Source organism: Pseudomonas cavernicola, from assembly GCF_003596405.1.
GTDB lineage: Bacteria > Pseudomonadota > Gammaproteobacteria > Pseudomonadales > Pseudomonadaceae > Aquipseudomonas > Aquipseudomonas cavernicola.
This window is the reverse complement of the sequence record NZ_QYUR01000002.1, coordinates 624,608-638,948: the sequence shown is the minus strand read 5'-3', so window position 1 is coordinate 638,948 and position 14,341 is coordinate 624,608. Positions and strand designations below refer to the sequence as shown.

The 14,341-nt window shown below is 62.8% G+C and carries 14 protein-coding genes; 9 read left to right on the top strand and 5 right to left on the bottom strand.

What is annotated here, in order from left to right:
• Positions 1-195: 195 nt before the first annotated feature.
• From rloA2 to D3879_RS03310, 6 genes are all read left to right on the top strand, one after another.
• Positions 196-696 (top strand): retropepsin-like aspartic peptidase RloA2, encoded by a 501-nt coding sequence (gene rloA2 / locus D3879_RS03335; RefSeq protein ID WP_119952673.1) that lies wholly within the window; start codon positions 196-198, stop codon positions 694-696.
• Positions 697-804: 108 nt separating this feature from the next.
• Complete coding sequence (gene creB / locus D3879_RS03330) at positions 805-1,488, top strand: two-component system response regulator CreB (RefSeq protein ID WP_119952672.1); 684 nt, start codon at positions 805-807, stop codon at positions 1,486-1,488.
• Positions 1,488-2,915: a two-component system sensor histidine kinase CreC gene (gene creC / locus D3879_RS03325; protein WP_119952671.1), complete on the top strand. Its 1,428-nt coding sequence runs from the start codon at positions 1,488-1,490 to the stop codon at positions 2,913-2,915. The genes creB and creC overlap by 1 nt, the downstream gene beginning before the upstream one ends.
• Positions 2,916-3,072: 157 nt before the next feature.
• A complete protein-coding gene (locus tag D3879_RS03320) occupies positions 3,073-3,507 on the top strand; it encodes a CBS domain-containing protein (RefSeq protein ID WP_119952670.1) in 435 nt (144 codons plus the stop codon).
• A 178-nt stretch (positions 3,508-3,685) separates the two neighbouring features.
• Entirely contained in the window at positions 3,686-5,038 is a 1,353-nt protein-coding gene (gene creD, locus D3879_RS03315) for a cell envelope integrity protein CreD (protein ID WP_119952669.1), read from the top strand.
• Positions 5,039-5,051: 13 nt separating this feature from the next.
• Complete coding sequence (locus D3879_RS03310; RefSeq protein WP_119952668.1) at positions 5,052-5,354, top strand: hypothetical protein; 303 nt, start codon at positions 5,052-5,054, stop codon at positions 5,352-5,354.
• Between the two features lie 199 nt (positions 5,355-5,553).
• Here the strand turns inward: D3879_RS03310 and D3879_RS03305 are convergent, their stop codons facing one another.
• The gene (locus D3879_RS03305) at positions 5,554-6,177 is read right to left on the bottom strand and encodes a glutathione S-transferase (RefSeq protein ID WP_177412358.1); all 624 of its coding nucleotides are present in this window, start codon (positions 6,175-6,177) and stop codon (positions 5,554-5,556) included.
• A gap of 314 nt (positions 6,178-6,491) precedes the next feature.
• A complete protein-coding gene (locus D3879_RS26455) occupies positions 6,492-6,641 on the bottom strand; it encodes a hypothetical protein (protein ID WP_158592059.1) in 150 nt (49 codons plus the stop codon).
• Between the two features lie 116 nt (positions 6,642-6,757).
• Between D3879_RS26455 and D3879_RS03300 the strand changes: the two genes are divergently transcribed.
• Positions 6,758-7,510 carry a glutathione S-transferase family protein gene (locus tag D3879_RS03300; protein WP_119952667.1) on the top strand — a complete coding sequence of 251 codons (753 nt, stop codon included), beginning with the start codon at positions 6,758-6,760 and terminating at the stop codon, positions 7,508-7,510.
• On the opposite strand, the gene D3879_RS03295 is transcribed toward D3879_RS03300, so the two are convergent.
• The 3 genes from D3879_RS03295 to D3879_RS03285 all read right to left on the bottom strand — a co-directional run bounded on the left by D3879_RS03295 (position 7,507) and on the right by D3879_RS03285 (position 12,733).
• Positions 7,507-8,217 carry a 3'-5' exonuclease gene (locus tag D3879_RS03295; protein ID WP_119952666.1) on the bottom strand — a complete coding sequence of 237 codons (711 nt, stop codon included), beginning with the start codon at positions 8,215-8,217 and terminating at the stop codon, positions 7,507-7,509. The two genes, D3879_RS03300 and D3879_RS03295, sit on opposite strands and share 4 nt — an antisense overlap.
• Positions 8,214-10,148, bottom strand: a complete 1,935-nt coding sequence (locus tag D3879_RS03290; protein WP_119952665.1) for a putative nucleotidyltransferase substrate binding domain-containing protein — start codon at positions 10,146-10,148, stop codon at positions 8,214-8,216. The genes D3879_RS03295 and D3879_RS03290 overlap by 4 nt, the downstream gene beginning before the upstream one ends.
• A 407-nt stretch (positions 10,149-10,555) precedes the next feature.
• Positions 10,556-12,733, bottom strand: coding sequence for a malate synthase G (locus D3879_RS03285; RefSeq protein ID WP_119952664.1), 2,178 nt, complete (start codon positions 12,731-12,733; stop codon positions 10,556-10,558).
• 330 nt (positions 12,734-13,063) lie between these two features.
• On the opposite strand from D3879_RS03285, the gene D3879_RS03280 reads away from it, so the two are divergent.
• Together D3879_RS03280 and D3879_RS03275 are read left to right on the top strand one after the other, a co-directional pair.
• Positions 13,064-13,516, top strand: coding sequence for a GNAT family N-acetyltransferase (locus D3879_RS03280; RefSeq protein ID WP_119952663.1), 453 nt, complete (start codon positions 13,064-13,066; stop codon positions 13,514-13,516).
• A 36-nt stretch (positions 13,517-13,552) separates the two neighbouring features.
• The gene (locus tag D3879_RS03275; protein WP_119952662.1) at positions 13,553-14,080 is read left to right on the top strand and encodes a glycine cleavage system transcriptional repressor; all 528 of its coding nucleotides are present in this window, start codon (positions 13,553-13,555) and stop codon (positions 14,078-14,080) included.
• The last annotated feature ends 261 nt before the right edge of the window (positions 14,081-14,341 follow it).

Sequence of the window (14,341 nt, the reverse complement as noted above, 5' to 3'; positions counted from 1 at the left end):
TCGAAGTCGATCGAGGTAGGGTTTTGGCGGTCTGCAAGCATTCGGCGCGGGCGGCCTGCGCGCTCGGGCTGGCGCTTGGGGCGAGGAGTTTCTGACAAAATCAGCACCTCCTTTTCACTGCGGAGCTAGTAAAAAGAACCGACTGCGGTCAATTCAGTCCTACCCCTACATCCTTAGCTCGGAGTAACACTGCGCATGAAACGTACTCTCGCCCTGCTGGCCCTCATGGCGCTGCCTGTTCTGGCCGCCGAACCGACCATTTATGGCCGCTACGAATACATCAAGCTGCCGGAAATCAACCAGACCTTCAAAGCCAAGATGGACACCGGCGCGCTGACCGCCTCGCTGTCGGCCAAGGATATCGAGAGTTTCAAGCGCGATGGTGAAGAGTGGGTGCGCTTCCGCCTGGCGACAAAAGGGGCGGATGACACGGTCTACGAGCATCGCCTGGCGCGCATCAGCAAGATCAAAAGCCGCGCCGATGAGGAGGATGGTGAGGAAGACCCCGAGGTGGTGAAGCGCCCGGTGGTGGATCTGCAGATGTGCCTGGCTGGTGTGACGCGCACCATCGAGGTCAACCTGACCGACCGCAGCAGTTTCAACTATCCGCTGTTGATCGGCGCCAAGGCATTGCGCGAGTTCGACGCGGCGGTCAACCCGGCGCGCCGCTTCACCGCTGGCAAACCTAAGTGCTGATTGCTGTGGGCATGCGCCTGGCATGACGGCGACCGCCAGGTCGCGGTTGACCCTTAGCGCCGGTTTCGGCACCGTGCGGCTATCGTGTTGCTGCCGGATTGCTTGCTTATGCCACAGGTTCTGATCGTTGAAGATGAAGCGGCAATCGCCGACACCCTGATCTATGCCCTGCAAAGCGAGGGTTTCAGTACCCACTGGGTGGCGCTGGCCGGCGCGGCGCTGGAGTTTCAGCGGGCGACACCGGCGGACCTGCTGATTTTCGATGTCGGCCTGCCAGACATGAGCGGCTTCGAGGCGTGCAAGCAACTGCGGCGTTTCTCCGAGGTGCCGGTGTTGTTTCTCACCGCGCGCAATGCCGAAATCGACCGGGTGGTGGGCCTGGAGATCGGCGCCGACGATTACGTGACCAAACCGTTCAGCCCGCGCGAGGTGGCCGCACGGGTCAAGGCCATCCTCAAGCGTGTGCAGCCGCGTCCAGCGGAGCCTGCCGCGTGGAGCCAGGCCGGGCCGTTCCGCCTCGACCTCGAGCGTTACCAGATCCACTACCACGGTCAACTGCTCGGCCTGACCCGCCACGAGTTCTGCCTGTTGCAAGCCCTGTTCGGCCAGCCGGAGCGGGTGTTTTCCCGCGAGCAACTGCTGGATGCCACCGGCGTTGCCAGTGACGTCGGCTACGAGCGCAGCGTGGACAGTCATATCAAGAGCCTGCGCGCCAAGCTGCGCCTGGTGGCGCCTGACGCCGAGCCGATCCAGACCCATCGGGGCCTGGGTTACAGCCTGAGGCTCACGTGATGCCGCTCGGCATCCGCATCTTCCTGGTCTACTTTCTGTTCGTCGGGCTGTCCGGCTGGTTTGTCTTAAGCACGGTGATGGAGGAGATTCGTCCCGGCGTGCGCCAGTCCACCGAGGAAACCCTGGTGGACACCGCCAACCTCTTGGCCGAGTTGCTGCGCGATGACCTGCGCGCCGGGCGCCTGAACCAGAGCCGCTGGCAGGAACTGTTCCAGGCCTATGGCCAGCGCCAGCCGCAGGCCCGGATCTGGGACGTGACCAAGACGGCGGTGAGCCACCGCATCTACGTCACCGACGCGCAGGGCATGGTTCTGCTGGATTCCAGCGGCCAGGCGGTGGGCCAGGATTACTCACGCTGGAACGATGTCTACCTGACCCTGCGCGGTCAATACGGGGCTCGCTCGACCCGCGAGACCGCGGGCGATCCCGATTCCTCGGTGATGTACGTGGCGGCGCCGATCAATGATCACGGGCAAATCATTGGCGTGGTGTCGGTGAGCAAGCCGAGCCGTACCGTGCAACCCTACATCGAACGCTCGCAGCGGCGCCTGGCGTGGTTCGGCGCCGGGCTGATCGCCCTCGGCCTGCTGGTCGGTGGCGTGCTGTCCTGGTGGCTGAGCGGCTCGTTGCGCCGGTTGACCCGCTATGCCCGCGCGGTCTCGGCCGGTGAGCGTGGAGAACTGCCCAGGCTGCGCGGCGGCGAGCTGGCGCAACTGGCCGAGGCGCTTGAGTACATGCGCAACGAGCTGGAGGGCAAGGCCTATGTCGAGCGCTATGTGCACACCCTGACCCACGAACTGAAGAGCCCGCTGGCGGCCATCCGTGGTGCCGCCGAACTGCTCGAAGGTGAGATGCCGGTCGCGCAGCGCCAGCGCTTCGTCGGCAATATCCAGAACGAGAGCGCGCGCCTGCAGCAACTGATCGAGCGGCTGCTGAACCTTGCCCTGGTGGAGCAGCGCCAAGGCTTGGAGGAGCGCATCGGGCTGCCGCTGCGGGCGCTGCTGGACGAGCAGTTGCAGGCCCAGGCCGCGCGTATCGAGAGCGCGCAACTGCGCATCGAGAACCAGGTGGCCGAGGGGGTGCAGCTACTGGGCGAGCGCTTCTTGCTACAGCAGGCACTGGCCAATCTGCTCGACAACGCGCTGGACTTCACCCCGCCGGGCGGGCTGCTCCGTCTTAGCGCCGAGATGCGTGCGGGGTACGTTGAACTGAGCCTGTTCAACCAGGGCGAACCGATCCCCGATTACGCCTTGCCGCGTCTGACCGAGCGCTTCTATTCCCTGCCGCGCCCGCTCACTGGGCGCAAGAGCACTGGGTTGGGCCTGAATTTCGTGCAGGAAGTGGCTAGCCTGCATAGTGGTGGTTTAAGAGTGGGTAACGTGCACGGCGGGGTCGAGGTGCGGTTGACACTGCCGCGGGTTGAATAGGCAAGGTCGCGCAGCGGCATATCCCACTGTGAATGCTCAGGCATTGTTGGGTTACGGCCTTTGGCCTGATCCACTCTAGAGTTCGGTTGGCGTTGGCAGAAATCGTGCAAGTCGCAAAGCTCTGCTAAAAAGAAATACAAGCCTCGGGAGTAGCTGAATGAAAACGGTTGCCGAAATCCTCAAGTCAAAATCACATTCAATGATCTTCAGTGTCAGCCCCACGACCTCGGTACTAGATGCCGTCACCCTGATGGCTGAGAAGGGTATCGGTGCACTGGTGGTGCTGGAGGGCGAGCAACTGGTCGGTATCGTCAGTGAGCGTGACTATGCACGCAAGGTCGCTCTGCTGGAGCGCTCGTCGTTTACTGCGCAAGTCAGCGAAATCATGACGGCGAAGGTCATCACTGTAGAGCCGAGACAGAATAGCCAGCAATGCATGCAGTTAATGACCGAGGGGCGCCTGCGCCATCTGCCGGTTATGCAAGACGGCAAGCTGATCGGCCTGCTGTCCATTGGCGATCTGGTCAAGAACATCATCTCCGAGCAGGAAAGCCTGATTCATCATCTAGAGCAGTACATTCGCGGCGAGTAGCGCGCGGCCCGGTTCCGATACGGGAGGATGTAGGGTGGGTTAGCCGCGAAGCGGTGTAACCCATCCTACGGTTGCGCACATTCTCCACACACTCTCCATCCGCCCTGCACACAGCCTCCACTCAGCCTACCCAGACTCTCCCCATCGGCCACCTGGCCACCCACAGGGAGAGATGAGGATGAACCGAAACCTTGGCATCAAGCTGGGCGTGATTGCCTTGCTTATTGTGCTGCTGATGATTCCGCTGCTGCTGATCGGCGGCATGGTCAGTGAGCGGCAGACCCTGCGTGATGCTGTGCTGGCGGACATTGCGCACAGCTCCAGCGGGCAGCAGCAAGTCACTGGGCCGATTCTGGTGGTGCCCTACCGCAAGACGGTGCGGGAGTGGAAAACCCATGAGAAGAGCGGCGTGCGCTACCTTGAGGAGCTCGAAGAGCGTGGGCGCCTGTACTTCCTGCCGGAGCGTTTCGAGCTCAACGGCACGGTCGCCACCGAGGAGCGCAGCCGTGGCATTTACCAGGCTCGCCTGTACCACAGCGACAACCAGATCGGCGGCCACTTCCTGTTGCCGGCGCAGTACGGCATTCGCGAGAACTACGCCGATTACCGCTTCGAGCCGGCCTTCCTGAGTGTCGGCATCAGTGATATTCGCGGCATCGAGAGCGACCTCAAGTTGCGCCTGAATGGCACGGAGTTGCCGTTTGCCGCCGGCAGTGCCGACCGCCTGCTGGCCAACGGCGTGCATGCGCCGCTGCCGGCGCTGGACAGGGTCAACGGCCAGCGCCTGGACTTCGCCTTCAGCCTGAAACTGCAAGGCACCGCGCAGTTGGCGGTAACCCCGGTCGGCCGCGATACCCAGGTGCAGTTGCGCTCCGATTGGCCACACCCGAGCTTCGTTGGTGAGTTCCTGCCGGTGCAGCGGGAAGTGACGGGCAGCGGTTTTACCGCGCATTGGCAGACCAGCTTCTTCGCCACCAATTTCGAGGAAGTGTTGGATGACTGCGTCAGCGGCGGCGACTGCCAGGCCTTCAACAACCGCGACTTCGGCGTGAGCTTCATCGATCCGGTGGACCAGTACCTGAAGACCGACCGTGCGATCAAATACGCGCTGTTGTTCATCGCCCTGACTTTCGCCGGCTTCTTCCTCTTCGAGGTGCTCAAGCGTCTGGCGGTGCACCCGGTGCAGTACGGCCTGGTGGGCCTGGCCCTGGCGCTGTTCTACCTGTTGCTGTTGTCGCTGTCCGAGCACTTGCCCTTCGCTACGGCCTACGGGGTGGCCGCCACGGCCTGCGTGCTGCTGCTCGGCGTGTACCTCTCAGCGGTGCTGAAGAGCGTGCTGCGCGGTGCCGGTTTCAGCACTGCCCTGGCCGTGCTCTACGGGATGCTCTACGGCTTGCTCAGTGCCGAGGACTACGCGCTGCTGATGGGTTCGCTGCTGGTCTTCGGCCTGCTGGCCTGTGTGATGGTGCTGACCCGCAAGCTCGACTGGTATGGCCTCGGCAAAGCTGAAGCTGCGACGTCGTGCCTTTAGGGAGGATTCGACGATGAAAGTAGTGCTGCAATTTTCCGCCTGTTTGGCGCTCGGCGTGTTTGTCGCGCTGTTGATTCTGGTTGGCCTGATGTTCACCAGCGCGTTCGGTGTCATCGACGGGCTTGTGCTGACCGGCAAGCCGTTGGCCAGCCTGAGCCTAACGCTGTTGCCGGATAGCGTTTGGAGCGCTCTGACCGGTGTGCAAGGCGCTGCGCAGAACGCCTCGGTGCAGTCCTTTTTGCAGTTCTGTGCGGCGCTGGGGCAGCTCGCCTTGCTGCTGGGAGCGGGGTTGTTCCGTGGGTGCTGCTGGCGATGAGCGGGTATCTGGGGCTGCGCGAAGACGCGCAAGTGCGCGCGGTCTTGGTCGCGCGCATTGCCAAACTATTTCCCCGCCCACCGGAGCGATTTGACCGCCACTCTCGGAGTCGCGTTCTAGGAAGTGGATCGAGTCGCGACTAAAGCTCCCGCTACAAAAACAATGCGGCCTTTTTCTACAAGAGCCTGCCCCGCGTCGATCAAACCGGCGGCTGAGTGGCCTGCAACGACGGCCGCTGGCTGACCTCGGCATACCAGCCGGCCAGTTTCGGATAGTGGCTGCGCCAGTCCAGCTCGGGTTGGCGGAAGTCCAGGTAGCCCAACGCACAGGCCACACCGATGGCGGCGACATCGAAATGGCAGGTCAGCTCGGCGATGGCTTCTTCTTCGAACTGGCTGAGGGCGCGGGTGATCTTGTCCTGCTGCGCGGCCAGCCAAACGTCCCAGTGTTTTTCTACCGGGCGCAGAAAGGTCTCGTAGCGGATCAGTACGGCGGCATCGAGAATCGCATCGGCCAGCGAGGCCAGGGTCAGGCGCCGCCAGCGCGCGGGGCCTTCACGGGGAATCAGCGGTTCGCCGACATGTTGCTGGTCGAGGTACTCGAAGATCACCCGGCTGTCGTGCAACAGGTTGCCATCGGCCAGGCGCAGGGCGGGAATCTTGCCGGCCGGGTTGCTGGCATTCACGTCTGGGCTCGGGCTGATCGGACTCAGCGTTACGCTGTGCAAGGCCACGCGGTCAAGCTGGCCGGTCTCATGCAAGAGCACCATCACCTTGCGCACGAAGGGGGAGGAGGGGCTGTGGAACAGGGTCATCGACGGCATGCGTGTCACTCCGTAGGGAAACGCGGATGTAGGGTTGGCAAGTCTCTTATATCTCGGCATAACCGGCACAGCTCTCAAATGGCTATGGACCATGAGTTCATGGCAAGGATGCGTGATGCGGATAATAAATCGCTGCAGCCGATGGCAGTCAGCCTGCAAAACCCACCCTGCCAGTCTGAACGCAGAGGTAGGTTGGTGCTGAGCCGAAGGCGATGCCCAACAACCGGGCTGAAAGGCCGGGCTACCAAGTTCGAGACCGAGCATAGGCAGTCGCATGCGACTCCTTGTTGGGCATCACTGCGTTCAGCACCAACCTACGCGGTGTACCAGATGCGTCCATCCGGCGCGGGGGCCACGTCATGCGGGCCGCTGCCGCGGGGCAACGGGTAGTACTGCACTTGAGCGGCGAACAGGGGCGTGCTGAGCAACAGGCCGAGCACGGCGGCCAAGGCTGAACGAGGCATGGGCGAACTCCGGCCAGTGGACACTCAGTATGGACTGCCGGAGACTGGTGAGGGTTCGGCGGCAACTTGTCGTGTGCGCCGAGCTGTGCCATCACCCACAACTAAGGAGAAGCCGCATGAGCGCGCCCCTACTGATCGTTGGTTCCTATCTATCGCCTTATGTGCGCAAGGTGCTGGTCTGCCTAGAGAGCAAGGGCGTGGCCTACGAGGTCGACCCGATAGTGCCGTTCTTCGGTAACGACGACTTCGGCCGCCTCAGCCCGCTGCGCCAGGTGCCGGTGCTGGTGGACGGCGAGCTGGTGCTGAACGACTCCACGGTGATCTGCCAGTACCTGGAGGAGCGCTACCCCGAGCCTGCGCTCTATCCGGCGGACATCGCCCAACGCGCTCGGGCCCGCTGGCTGGAGGAATTCGCCGACACGCGGATGGGCCAGGTGATCATCTGGCAACTGTTCAACCAGTTGGTGATCCGGCGTTCGGTGTGGGGCAAGGAGCCGGATCAGGCGCTGCTCGAGCGCACCTATAACGAAGACCTGCCGGCCATCTTCGACTATCTCGAGGGCCAGTTGCCGGCGCAGGGTTGGCTGTTCGGTACGCCGTCGATCGGCGAGATCAGCCTTGCCAGCTTCATGCGTAACGCCCAATTCGCCCGTTATCAACTGGACGTCGCGCATTGGCCGAGGCTGGCTGCCTGCATGGATGCGACCCTGAAACTGCCGGCGTTCGGCAAGCTGACTGCCTTCGAGGCGATCTGCGCGCGCACGCCGATTGCCCAGCAACGTGAGGCCCTGCTTACGGCTGGCGCCCCCATCAGTGCGCAGACTCATGGCCGCACCGAGCCGATTCTCGGGGTGATGAGCCGCGGCTAAATCGCCGGGGCCTGCTGTCGGCGGCGCCAGCGGGCAGTGGCATCGGCCAGTTTGGCGGGGCTGTCCAACCCTTGCTGGCGCGCGCGGCTGAACAGGATCATTGCCAGTTCGGCGGTGACCAGGGCATCGGCGCTGGCGTGGTGGCGCTGCTGCACCTGCAGCCCGAAGTGCTGGGTCCAGTCGTCCAGTCCGGCGTGACGGATGGCGGCGTGCGGGCAGAGCAGCGGCGCCAGCGCGGCGACATCGAAGAAGGCGTGCCGTAGGCGATAGCCGAGGTCCTGCTTCAAGGCTCGGGCCAGCATGTGCTGGTCGAACGGGGCGTGGAAGGCGAGCAGGGGGCTGTCGCCGACGAACTCCATGAAGTCCAGCAGCGCATCTGCCGGCTCGACCCCGGCCGCCAGGGCGCTGGGGGCGATGCCGTGGATCAGCACGCTGGCGCTGGGCTTCTGCGCGGCCCGCTGCAAGGTGCACTCGAACTGCTGGCCGAGGTCGATGGCGCCGTCCTCGATCACCACCGCGCCAATCGACAGCACCTGATCGCGGCTCATGTTCAGCCCACTGGTCTCCAGGTCGAGCACCACGAAGCGCTGCTCGCGCAGGGGCCGATCATTCAGTGCCGTGGGCGTCGCCAGCTGGGCGCGCCGTTCGGCAAGGGCGCTGCCCGGCTGTGGGCGAGAGCGGCGGCTGAGCCAGGAGAAGGCGTTCATAGCTGGTAGCGCAGCGCCAGGCTGCTCTGCAGGCGCTGGGCCTGACGGAAGGATTCACGCAGGATGCGCCGATCCAGGTGGTTGAGGCTGTCCGGGTCCAGGCGATTGGAATATGGCAGCTGCTGTCGCGCTTGTTGCTGGTGCTGTTGCATGCGGGTTTGCTGGATGAAGTGGTAGGCCTCCTCATAAGCGGCGCCATCCAGTGGATCGATCACTGCTTTGACAGTCAGCTCGCGCAGGCGCTGCAAGGTGTTGCCGGCGGCGATGCCGTGGGCCAGGGCGAGCAGCCGGGCGCCATCGACGAAGGGCGTCAGGCCTTGCACCTTGAGGTCGAGGGTGTGTTTTTCGGCGCCTTTACGGGTCACTACGAAGTCGCGAAAACGCCCGACCGGCGGCCGATTGCGCAAGGCGTTATCGGCCAGCAGGCGTTGGAAGATACGGTTGTCGGCGACGTCTACCAGCAACTGCTGGCGCAATTGCTCACAGCCATCTTCCGGCCCCCAGACGGCCCGTAGGTCGAAGTAGATGCTGGATCTCAGCAGGTTCTCCGGCGTCGCCTCACGAATAAAGCCGCTGAAACGCCGTGACCACTCCGCCCGCGACAGGCACAGCTCGGGGTTGCCGGCCATGATGTTGCCTTGGCACAGGCTAAAACCGCAGAGTGCCAGGCTCTGGTTGATCCGTTCCGCCAGCGGCAGCAGGCGCCCGCGAATCTGCGCGGCCTCCGGTGCATCCGCTGCATCGAACAGCATGCCGTTGTCCTGATCGGTATGCAGGGTCTGTTCCCGTCGACCCTCGCTGCCAAAGCACAGCCAGGTGAAGGGCACGCCCGGGTCGCCGAGTTCTTCCAGGGTCAGCTCGATCACCCGGCAGACGGTGTGGTCGTTGAGCAGGGTGATGATCTGGGTGATCTGCGTCGAGGAGGCACCGTGGGCGAGCATGCGGTCGACCAGTTGGCGGATGTCGCTGCGCAGTGCCACCAGGGTTTCGACCTTGCCGGCGTGGCGGATGGTACGCGCCAGATGCACCAGGTCGACCCGTTGCAGGGAGAACAGGTCGCGTTCGGAAACTACCCCGCAGAGTTGGCCGTCCTGCACCAGGCAGACGTGGGCGATATGCCGCTCGGTCATGGCGATGGCGGCGTCGAAGGCGCTGGCCGCTGGCGGTAGATGGAAGGGCGCCGGAGTCATCAGTTGGTCGATCGCCTGGCTGAGATCGCCACTGCCGGCGGCCACCACGCGGCGCAAATCGCGCAGGGTAAAAATCCCCAGCGGCCGTCGCCGTGGATCGACGATGACGATGCTGCCGACCTGCTGTTCGTGCATCAGCTTGACCGCTTCGCACAGTGGCGTGCCCGGTACGCAAACCACCGGTTGGCGCATTGCCAGCTCGCTCAGGCGGGTATCCAGCGAATACTGCGCGCCGAGCGTTTCCACCGCGCGCAGTTGCACCTGCTGGTTGACCTGATCGAGCAGGCTGCTGACCCCGCGCAGGGCGAAGTCGCGAAACGTGCTGGAGAGGGCGAACAGCTTGATAAAGGCCGGTTTGCTCAGCAGCAGGCAGAAGCTGTCTTCGGCGGCCAGGTGTTCGGTGCGGGTGGCGCGCTCGCCGAGTAGCGCCGCCAGCGGAAAGCACTCGCCAGTGGTGATCTCGAAGGTTGTCTCGGTGCCGAGCTTGGCCGCGTGCGGCCGCTCGCCGACTACCCGGCCCTGCTTGACGATATAGAAGTGCTGAACCGGCCCGTCGCTGGGTTGGAGGATGCTCTCGCCGGCGCCATAGAAGCGCAGCTGACACTGCTCCAGCAGATAGGCCAGGTGGGCGCTTTCCATCAGGTTGAACGGCGGGAATTTCTGCAGGAACTCCATCAGCCCGTGGATGTTCTGCTGCACCGCAACCTTGCCCGCCTGGGCGAAGTCATCCGCTTTGCTCATCACGCACATCCAGATTCATCGACTGCCCCATGGTCGGCCGGATGGCGCCGGGGGCACATTGGACGTAAGTCTAAAAGACGGGTTTTGCCGTACTCCTTACCTCAGAGAGGAGGATGCAGTGTGCAGGCCAGATTTCTGCAATCCACTTGCGAGAGGGAATGGCTTGTCGCTCAGCTCCTGCCCCGTATTGAATGAGCGCGTGCGACCCTAACCGGCCATTCGCAGAAGTCGCAAATGAGGCTTCAGTAGGGCGGGAGGAACCCGCGCGGTAATTCCACAGAGGCCAGCCGCGCGGGTTTCACCCGCCCTACTAGGCTGCAATTACCGGGCGACCTATATCAGGTCGAGGTTTTGCAAGCGCCCATAAAAAACCGCCCCGAAGGGCGGTTTTTTAGTCGCAGTACGAATTACAGGCTGTTCTTGGCCTTGAATTCGCGGCGGCGGCGGTGCAGTACCGGCTCGGTGTAACCGTTCGGCTGCTTGGTGCCTTCGATCACCAGTTCGACGGCAGCCTGGAAGGCGATGTTGTCGTCGAAGTTCGGTGCCAGCGGGCGGTACAGCGGGTCGTTGGCGTTTTGACGGTCAACCACCGGCGCCATGCGCTTGAGGCTGGCCAGCACTTGCTCTGCGCTGACGATGCCATGACGCAGCCAGTTGGTCAGCAGTTGGCTGGAGATGCGCAGGGTGGCGCGGTCTTCCATCAGGCCGACGTCATTGATGTCCGGCACCTTGGAGCAGCCGACGCCTTGGTCGATCCAGCGCACCACGTAACCGAGGATGCCCTGGGAATTGTTGTCCAGTTCGTTCTGGATCTCTTCGGCCGACCAATTGGTATTTGCAGCCAACGGAATGCTGAGGATGTCGTCCAGGGACGCGCGTTCACGCTTGGCCAGCTCGGCCTGACGAGCGAACACGTCGACCTTGTGGTAGTGCAGGGCGTGCAGAGCAGCAGCGGTCGGCGACGGGACCCAGGCAGTGTTGGCGCCGGCCAGCGGGTGAGCGATTTTCTGCTCGAGCATGGCGGCCATCAGGTCGGGCATGGCCCACATGCCTTTACCGATCTGCGCACGACCTTGCAGGCCGGTAGCCAGACCGATATCGACGTTCCAGTTTTCGTAGGCAGCGATCCACTTCTCGGATTTCATGGCCGCTTTACGCACCATGGCGCCAGCTTCCATGGAGGTGTGCAGCTCGTCACCGGTACGGTCGAGGAAGCCGGTGTTGATGAACACCACGCGCTCGCTGGCGGCCTTGATGCAGGCCTTGAGGTTGACGGTGGTACGCCGCTCTTCGTCCATGATGCCGACTTTCAGGGTGTTGCGCGGCAGGCTCAGGACGTCTTCGATGCGGCCGAACAGTTCGTTGGTGAACGCGGCTTCTTCCGGGCCGTGCATCTTCGGCTTAACGATGTACATCGAGCCGGTACGGCTGTTCTTGCGGCTGCTGCTGCCATTCAGGTTGTGCACGGCGATCAGCGCGGTAACCAGGCCGTCCATGATGCCTTCCGGCACTTCGTTGCCTTTGGCGTCGACGATGGCGTCGATGGTCATCAGGTGGCCGACGTTGCGCACGAACAGCAGGGAACGGCCATGCAGGCTCAGTTCGCCGCCGTTGGCCGCGGTGTAGACGCGGTCCGGGTTCATGGTGCGGGTGAAGGCGCTGCCGCCTTTCGACACTTGTTCCGCCAAGTCACCTTTCATCAGGCCCAGCCAGTTGCGGTAGACCACCACTTTGTCGTCGGCATCGACGGCAGCGACCGAGTCTTCGCAGTCCATGATGGTGGTCAACGCCGCTTCCATCAGCAGGTCTTTGACACCGGCGGCATCGGTCTGGCCGATTGGGCTGTTGGCGTCGATCTGGATTTCGAAGTGCAGGCCGTTGTTTTTCAACAGTACGGCTTTCGGCGCCGCAGCGTCGCCCTGGAAACCGATGAATTGGGCGGCGTTTTTCAGGCCGCTGGTTCTGCCGTTTTTCAGGCTGACCACCAACGCGCCGTTCTTCACTACATAGGCGGTAGCGTCGACGTGGGAACCGCTTTCCAGCGGTGCGGAGTCATCCAGGAAGGCACGGGCGAAGGCGATCACCTTGTCACCGCGGACCTTGTTGTAACCCTTGCCTTTCTCGGCGCCGCCTTCTTCGCTGATCACATCGGTGCCGTACAGGGCGTCGTACAGCGAGCCCCAGCGGGCGTTGGAGGCGTTCAGGGCGAAGCGCGCGTTCATCACCGGGACGACCAGCTGCGGGCCGGCCATGCGGGCGATTTCTTCGTCGACGTTCTGGGTGGTGGCTTGGAAATCTGCGACTTCTGGCAGCAGGTAACCAATTTCTTGCAGGAAGGCTTTGTAAGCCACGGCGTCATGCGCCTGACCAGCACGCGACTGGTGCCAGGCATCGATCTTGGCCTGGAAGTCATCGCGCTTGGCGAGCAGGGCTTTGTTCTTCGGCGCCAGGTCATTAATGACGTTTTCGGCACCGACCCAGAACTGCTCGGCAGAAATCCCGGTACCGGGGATGGCTTCGTTATTTACGAAGTCGAACAGGACTTTGGCGACCTGAAGGCCACCGACTTGAACGCGCTCAGTCATCACTTGCCTCACTCTGCTCAGCTCTTCAGCTCTACTCAATAGCCCACTACGGACTCGCGGCGTTGGCCGTCTTGTAGTCCGAGGCGCGGCATACTACATCAAGATGTTGTGAAAATCAGTGGGCACGCGTCGCTCTGCGACCGGAGCGTGCCTTGCAGTCACAGCGGGGGCGCGGATGTTCTCAAAAATCCTACAGATTGTTCCAGATAAATCTTCAAACAGTACACGATTTGTTCGCTGGCGCACCTGCGACCTGCGGTCGCGGCTGCCTTGAAGAGCGCTCGATAAGTATTGCCTATACTCGGGCATCACTTCGTTGGAGCGTATCGAATGCCTATCCATGCTGCCGCCACTGAAGACCTCGACGACCTGGCGCGGCTGTTTGTCGGCTATCTCGAGTTCTACGAAGTACCCAAGCCGCTAGCGGTGGTCCGCGAGTTTCTTGCGGTGCGTTTGAAGCGAGGCGACTCAACGCTGCTGCTCGCCCGGGATGTCGCCGGTACGGCGCTGGGCTTCGTCCAGCTTTACCCGTTTTTCTCATCCTTGGCGCTCGAATCCGCGTGGTTGTTGAGTGATCTCTATGTGGTGGCACAGGCTCGCCGTCAGGGTATTGGTGAGGCGCTGATGAATGCGGCGCGCGCGCATGCACAGGCGAGCGGCGCTTGTGGCCTACAACTGGAAACGGCGAAGACTAATTTGCCCGGGCAGGCGCTGTATGAGCGCCTAGGCTATGTAAGAGATGAAGTCTTTTATACCTATTGGCTGAGCTTGGCGCGCACTTGAATCAGGCTCGCCTGGCTTATAGAAAAGGAGTCGCGCGTGAATCATCTGGTACTCACGGTCATCGCCCAGGACAAGCCTGGCCTGGTGGAGCAGATTGCCGAGTGCATCGCCGAGCACGGCGGTAACTGGTTGGAAAGTCGCATGTCGCGGATGGCCGGGCAGTTCGCCGGCATCCTGCGGGTCGGGGTGCCGGCGGAGGCTTACGATGAGTTGGTCGACGCCCTGCAAGCGTTGAACAGCCACGGTATTCGCGTGCTGGTGGCGGAAAGCGGCATCGAGCCGTCCTGCACCTGGAAGCCGATCCTGCTCGATCTGGTGGGCAACGACCGGCCGGGCATCGTTCGCGATATCACGAAGTTGCTGACAGAGCACGGGATCAACGTGGAAAGTCTGGTCACCGAGGTGATGCCGGCGCCGATGAGCAGCGAGCCGTTGTTCCATGCCAAGGCGGTGTTGGCGGTACCGCTGACGCTGTCGCTGGAGCTGTTGCAGACCCGCCTGGAAACCCTGGCCGATGACTTGATGGTGGAGCTCAACCTGCGCAACGCCGAGAACGGAGGTTGATGCTGAGCCGAAGGCGATGCCCAACAACCGGCCTGCAAGGCCGGGCTTTCAAGGGTGAGATCGAGTCAAGGGAGTCGCGGGGCGACTCCTTGTTGGGCATCGCTATGCTCAGCACCAACCTACGAGGGCTGTCTCTGCCTGCGCGCAGTTTCGTAGGGTGGGTTAGGCCGAGGGCCATAACCCACCATCCGGCCCATGGGGCCGGCCAATGACGATGTCTGTGAATCTCGCTGGTGGGTTACGCCCCTTCGCGGCTAACCC

Excerpts from the sequence above, each read along its gene's own strand:
- D3879_RS03320 (WP_119952670.1), top strand. The coding sequence starts at position 3,073 with ATGAAAACGGTTGCCGAAATCCTCAAGTCAAAATCACATTCAATGATC.
- D3879_RS03285 (WP_119952664.1), bottom strand. The coding sequence starts at position 12,733 with ATGACTGAGCGCGTTCAAGTCGGTGGCCTTCAGGTCGCCAAAGTCCTG.
- creC (WP_119952671.1), top strand. The coding sequence starts at position 1,488 with ATGCCGCTCGGCATCCGCATCTTCCTGGTCTACTTTCTGTTCGTCGGG.
- D3879_RS03295 (WP_119952666.1), bottom strand. The coding sequence starts at position 8,217 with ATGAACGCCTTCTCCTGGCTCAGCCGCCGCTCTCGCCCACAGCCGGGC.
- D3879_RS03310 (WP_119952668.1), top strand. The coding sequence starts at position 5,052 with ATGAAAGTAGTGCTGCAATTTTCCGCCTGTTTGGCGCTCGGCGTGTTT.
- D3879_RS03280 (WP_119952663.1), top strand. The coding sequence starts at position 13,064 with ATGCCTATCCATGCTGCCGCCACTGAAGACCTCGACGACCTGGCGCGG.
- D3879_RS03290 (WP_119952665.1), bottom strand. The coding sequence starts at position 10,148 with ATGAGCAAAGCGGATGACTTCGCCCAGGCGGGCAAGGTTGCGGTGCAG.
- D3879_RS03300 (WP_119952667.1), top strand. The coding sequence starts at position 6,758 with ATGAGCGCGCCCCTACTGATCGTTGGTTCCTATCTATCGCCTTATGTG.
- creB (WP_119952672.1), top strand. The coding sequence starts at position 805 with ATGCCACAGGTTCTGATCGTTGAAGATGAAGCGGCAATCGCCGACACC.
- creD (WP_119952669.1), top strand. The coding sequence starts at position 3,686 with ATGAACCGAAACCTTGGCATCAAGCTGGGCGTGATTGCCTTGCTTATT.
- D3879_RS26455 (WP_158592059.1), bottom strand. The coding sequence starts at position 6,641 with ATGCCTCGTTCAGCCTTGGCCGCCGTGCTCGGCCTGTTGCTCAGCACG.
- rloA2 (WP_119952673.1), top strand. The coding sequence starts at position 196 with ATGAAACGTACTCTCGCCCTGCTGGCCCTCATGGCGCTGCCTGTTCTG.
- D3879_RS03305 (WP_177412358.1), bottom strand. The coding sequence starts at position 6,177 with ATGCCGTCGATGACCCTGTTCCACAGCCCCTCCTCCCCCTTCGTGCGC.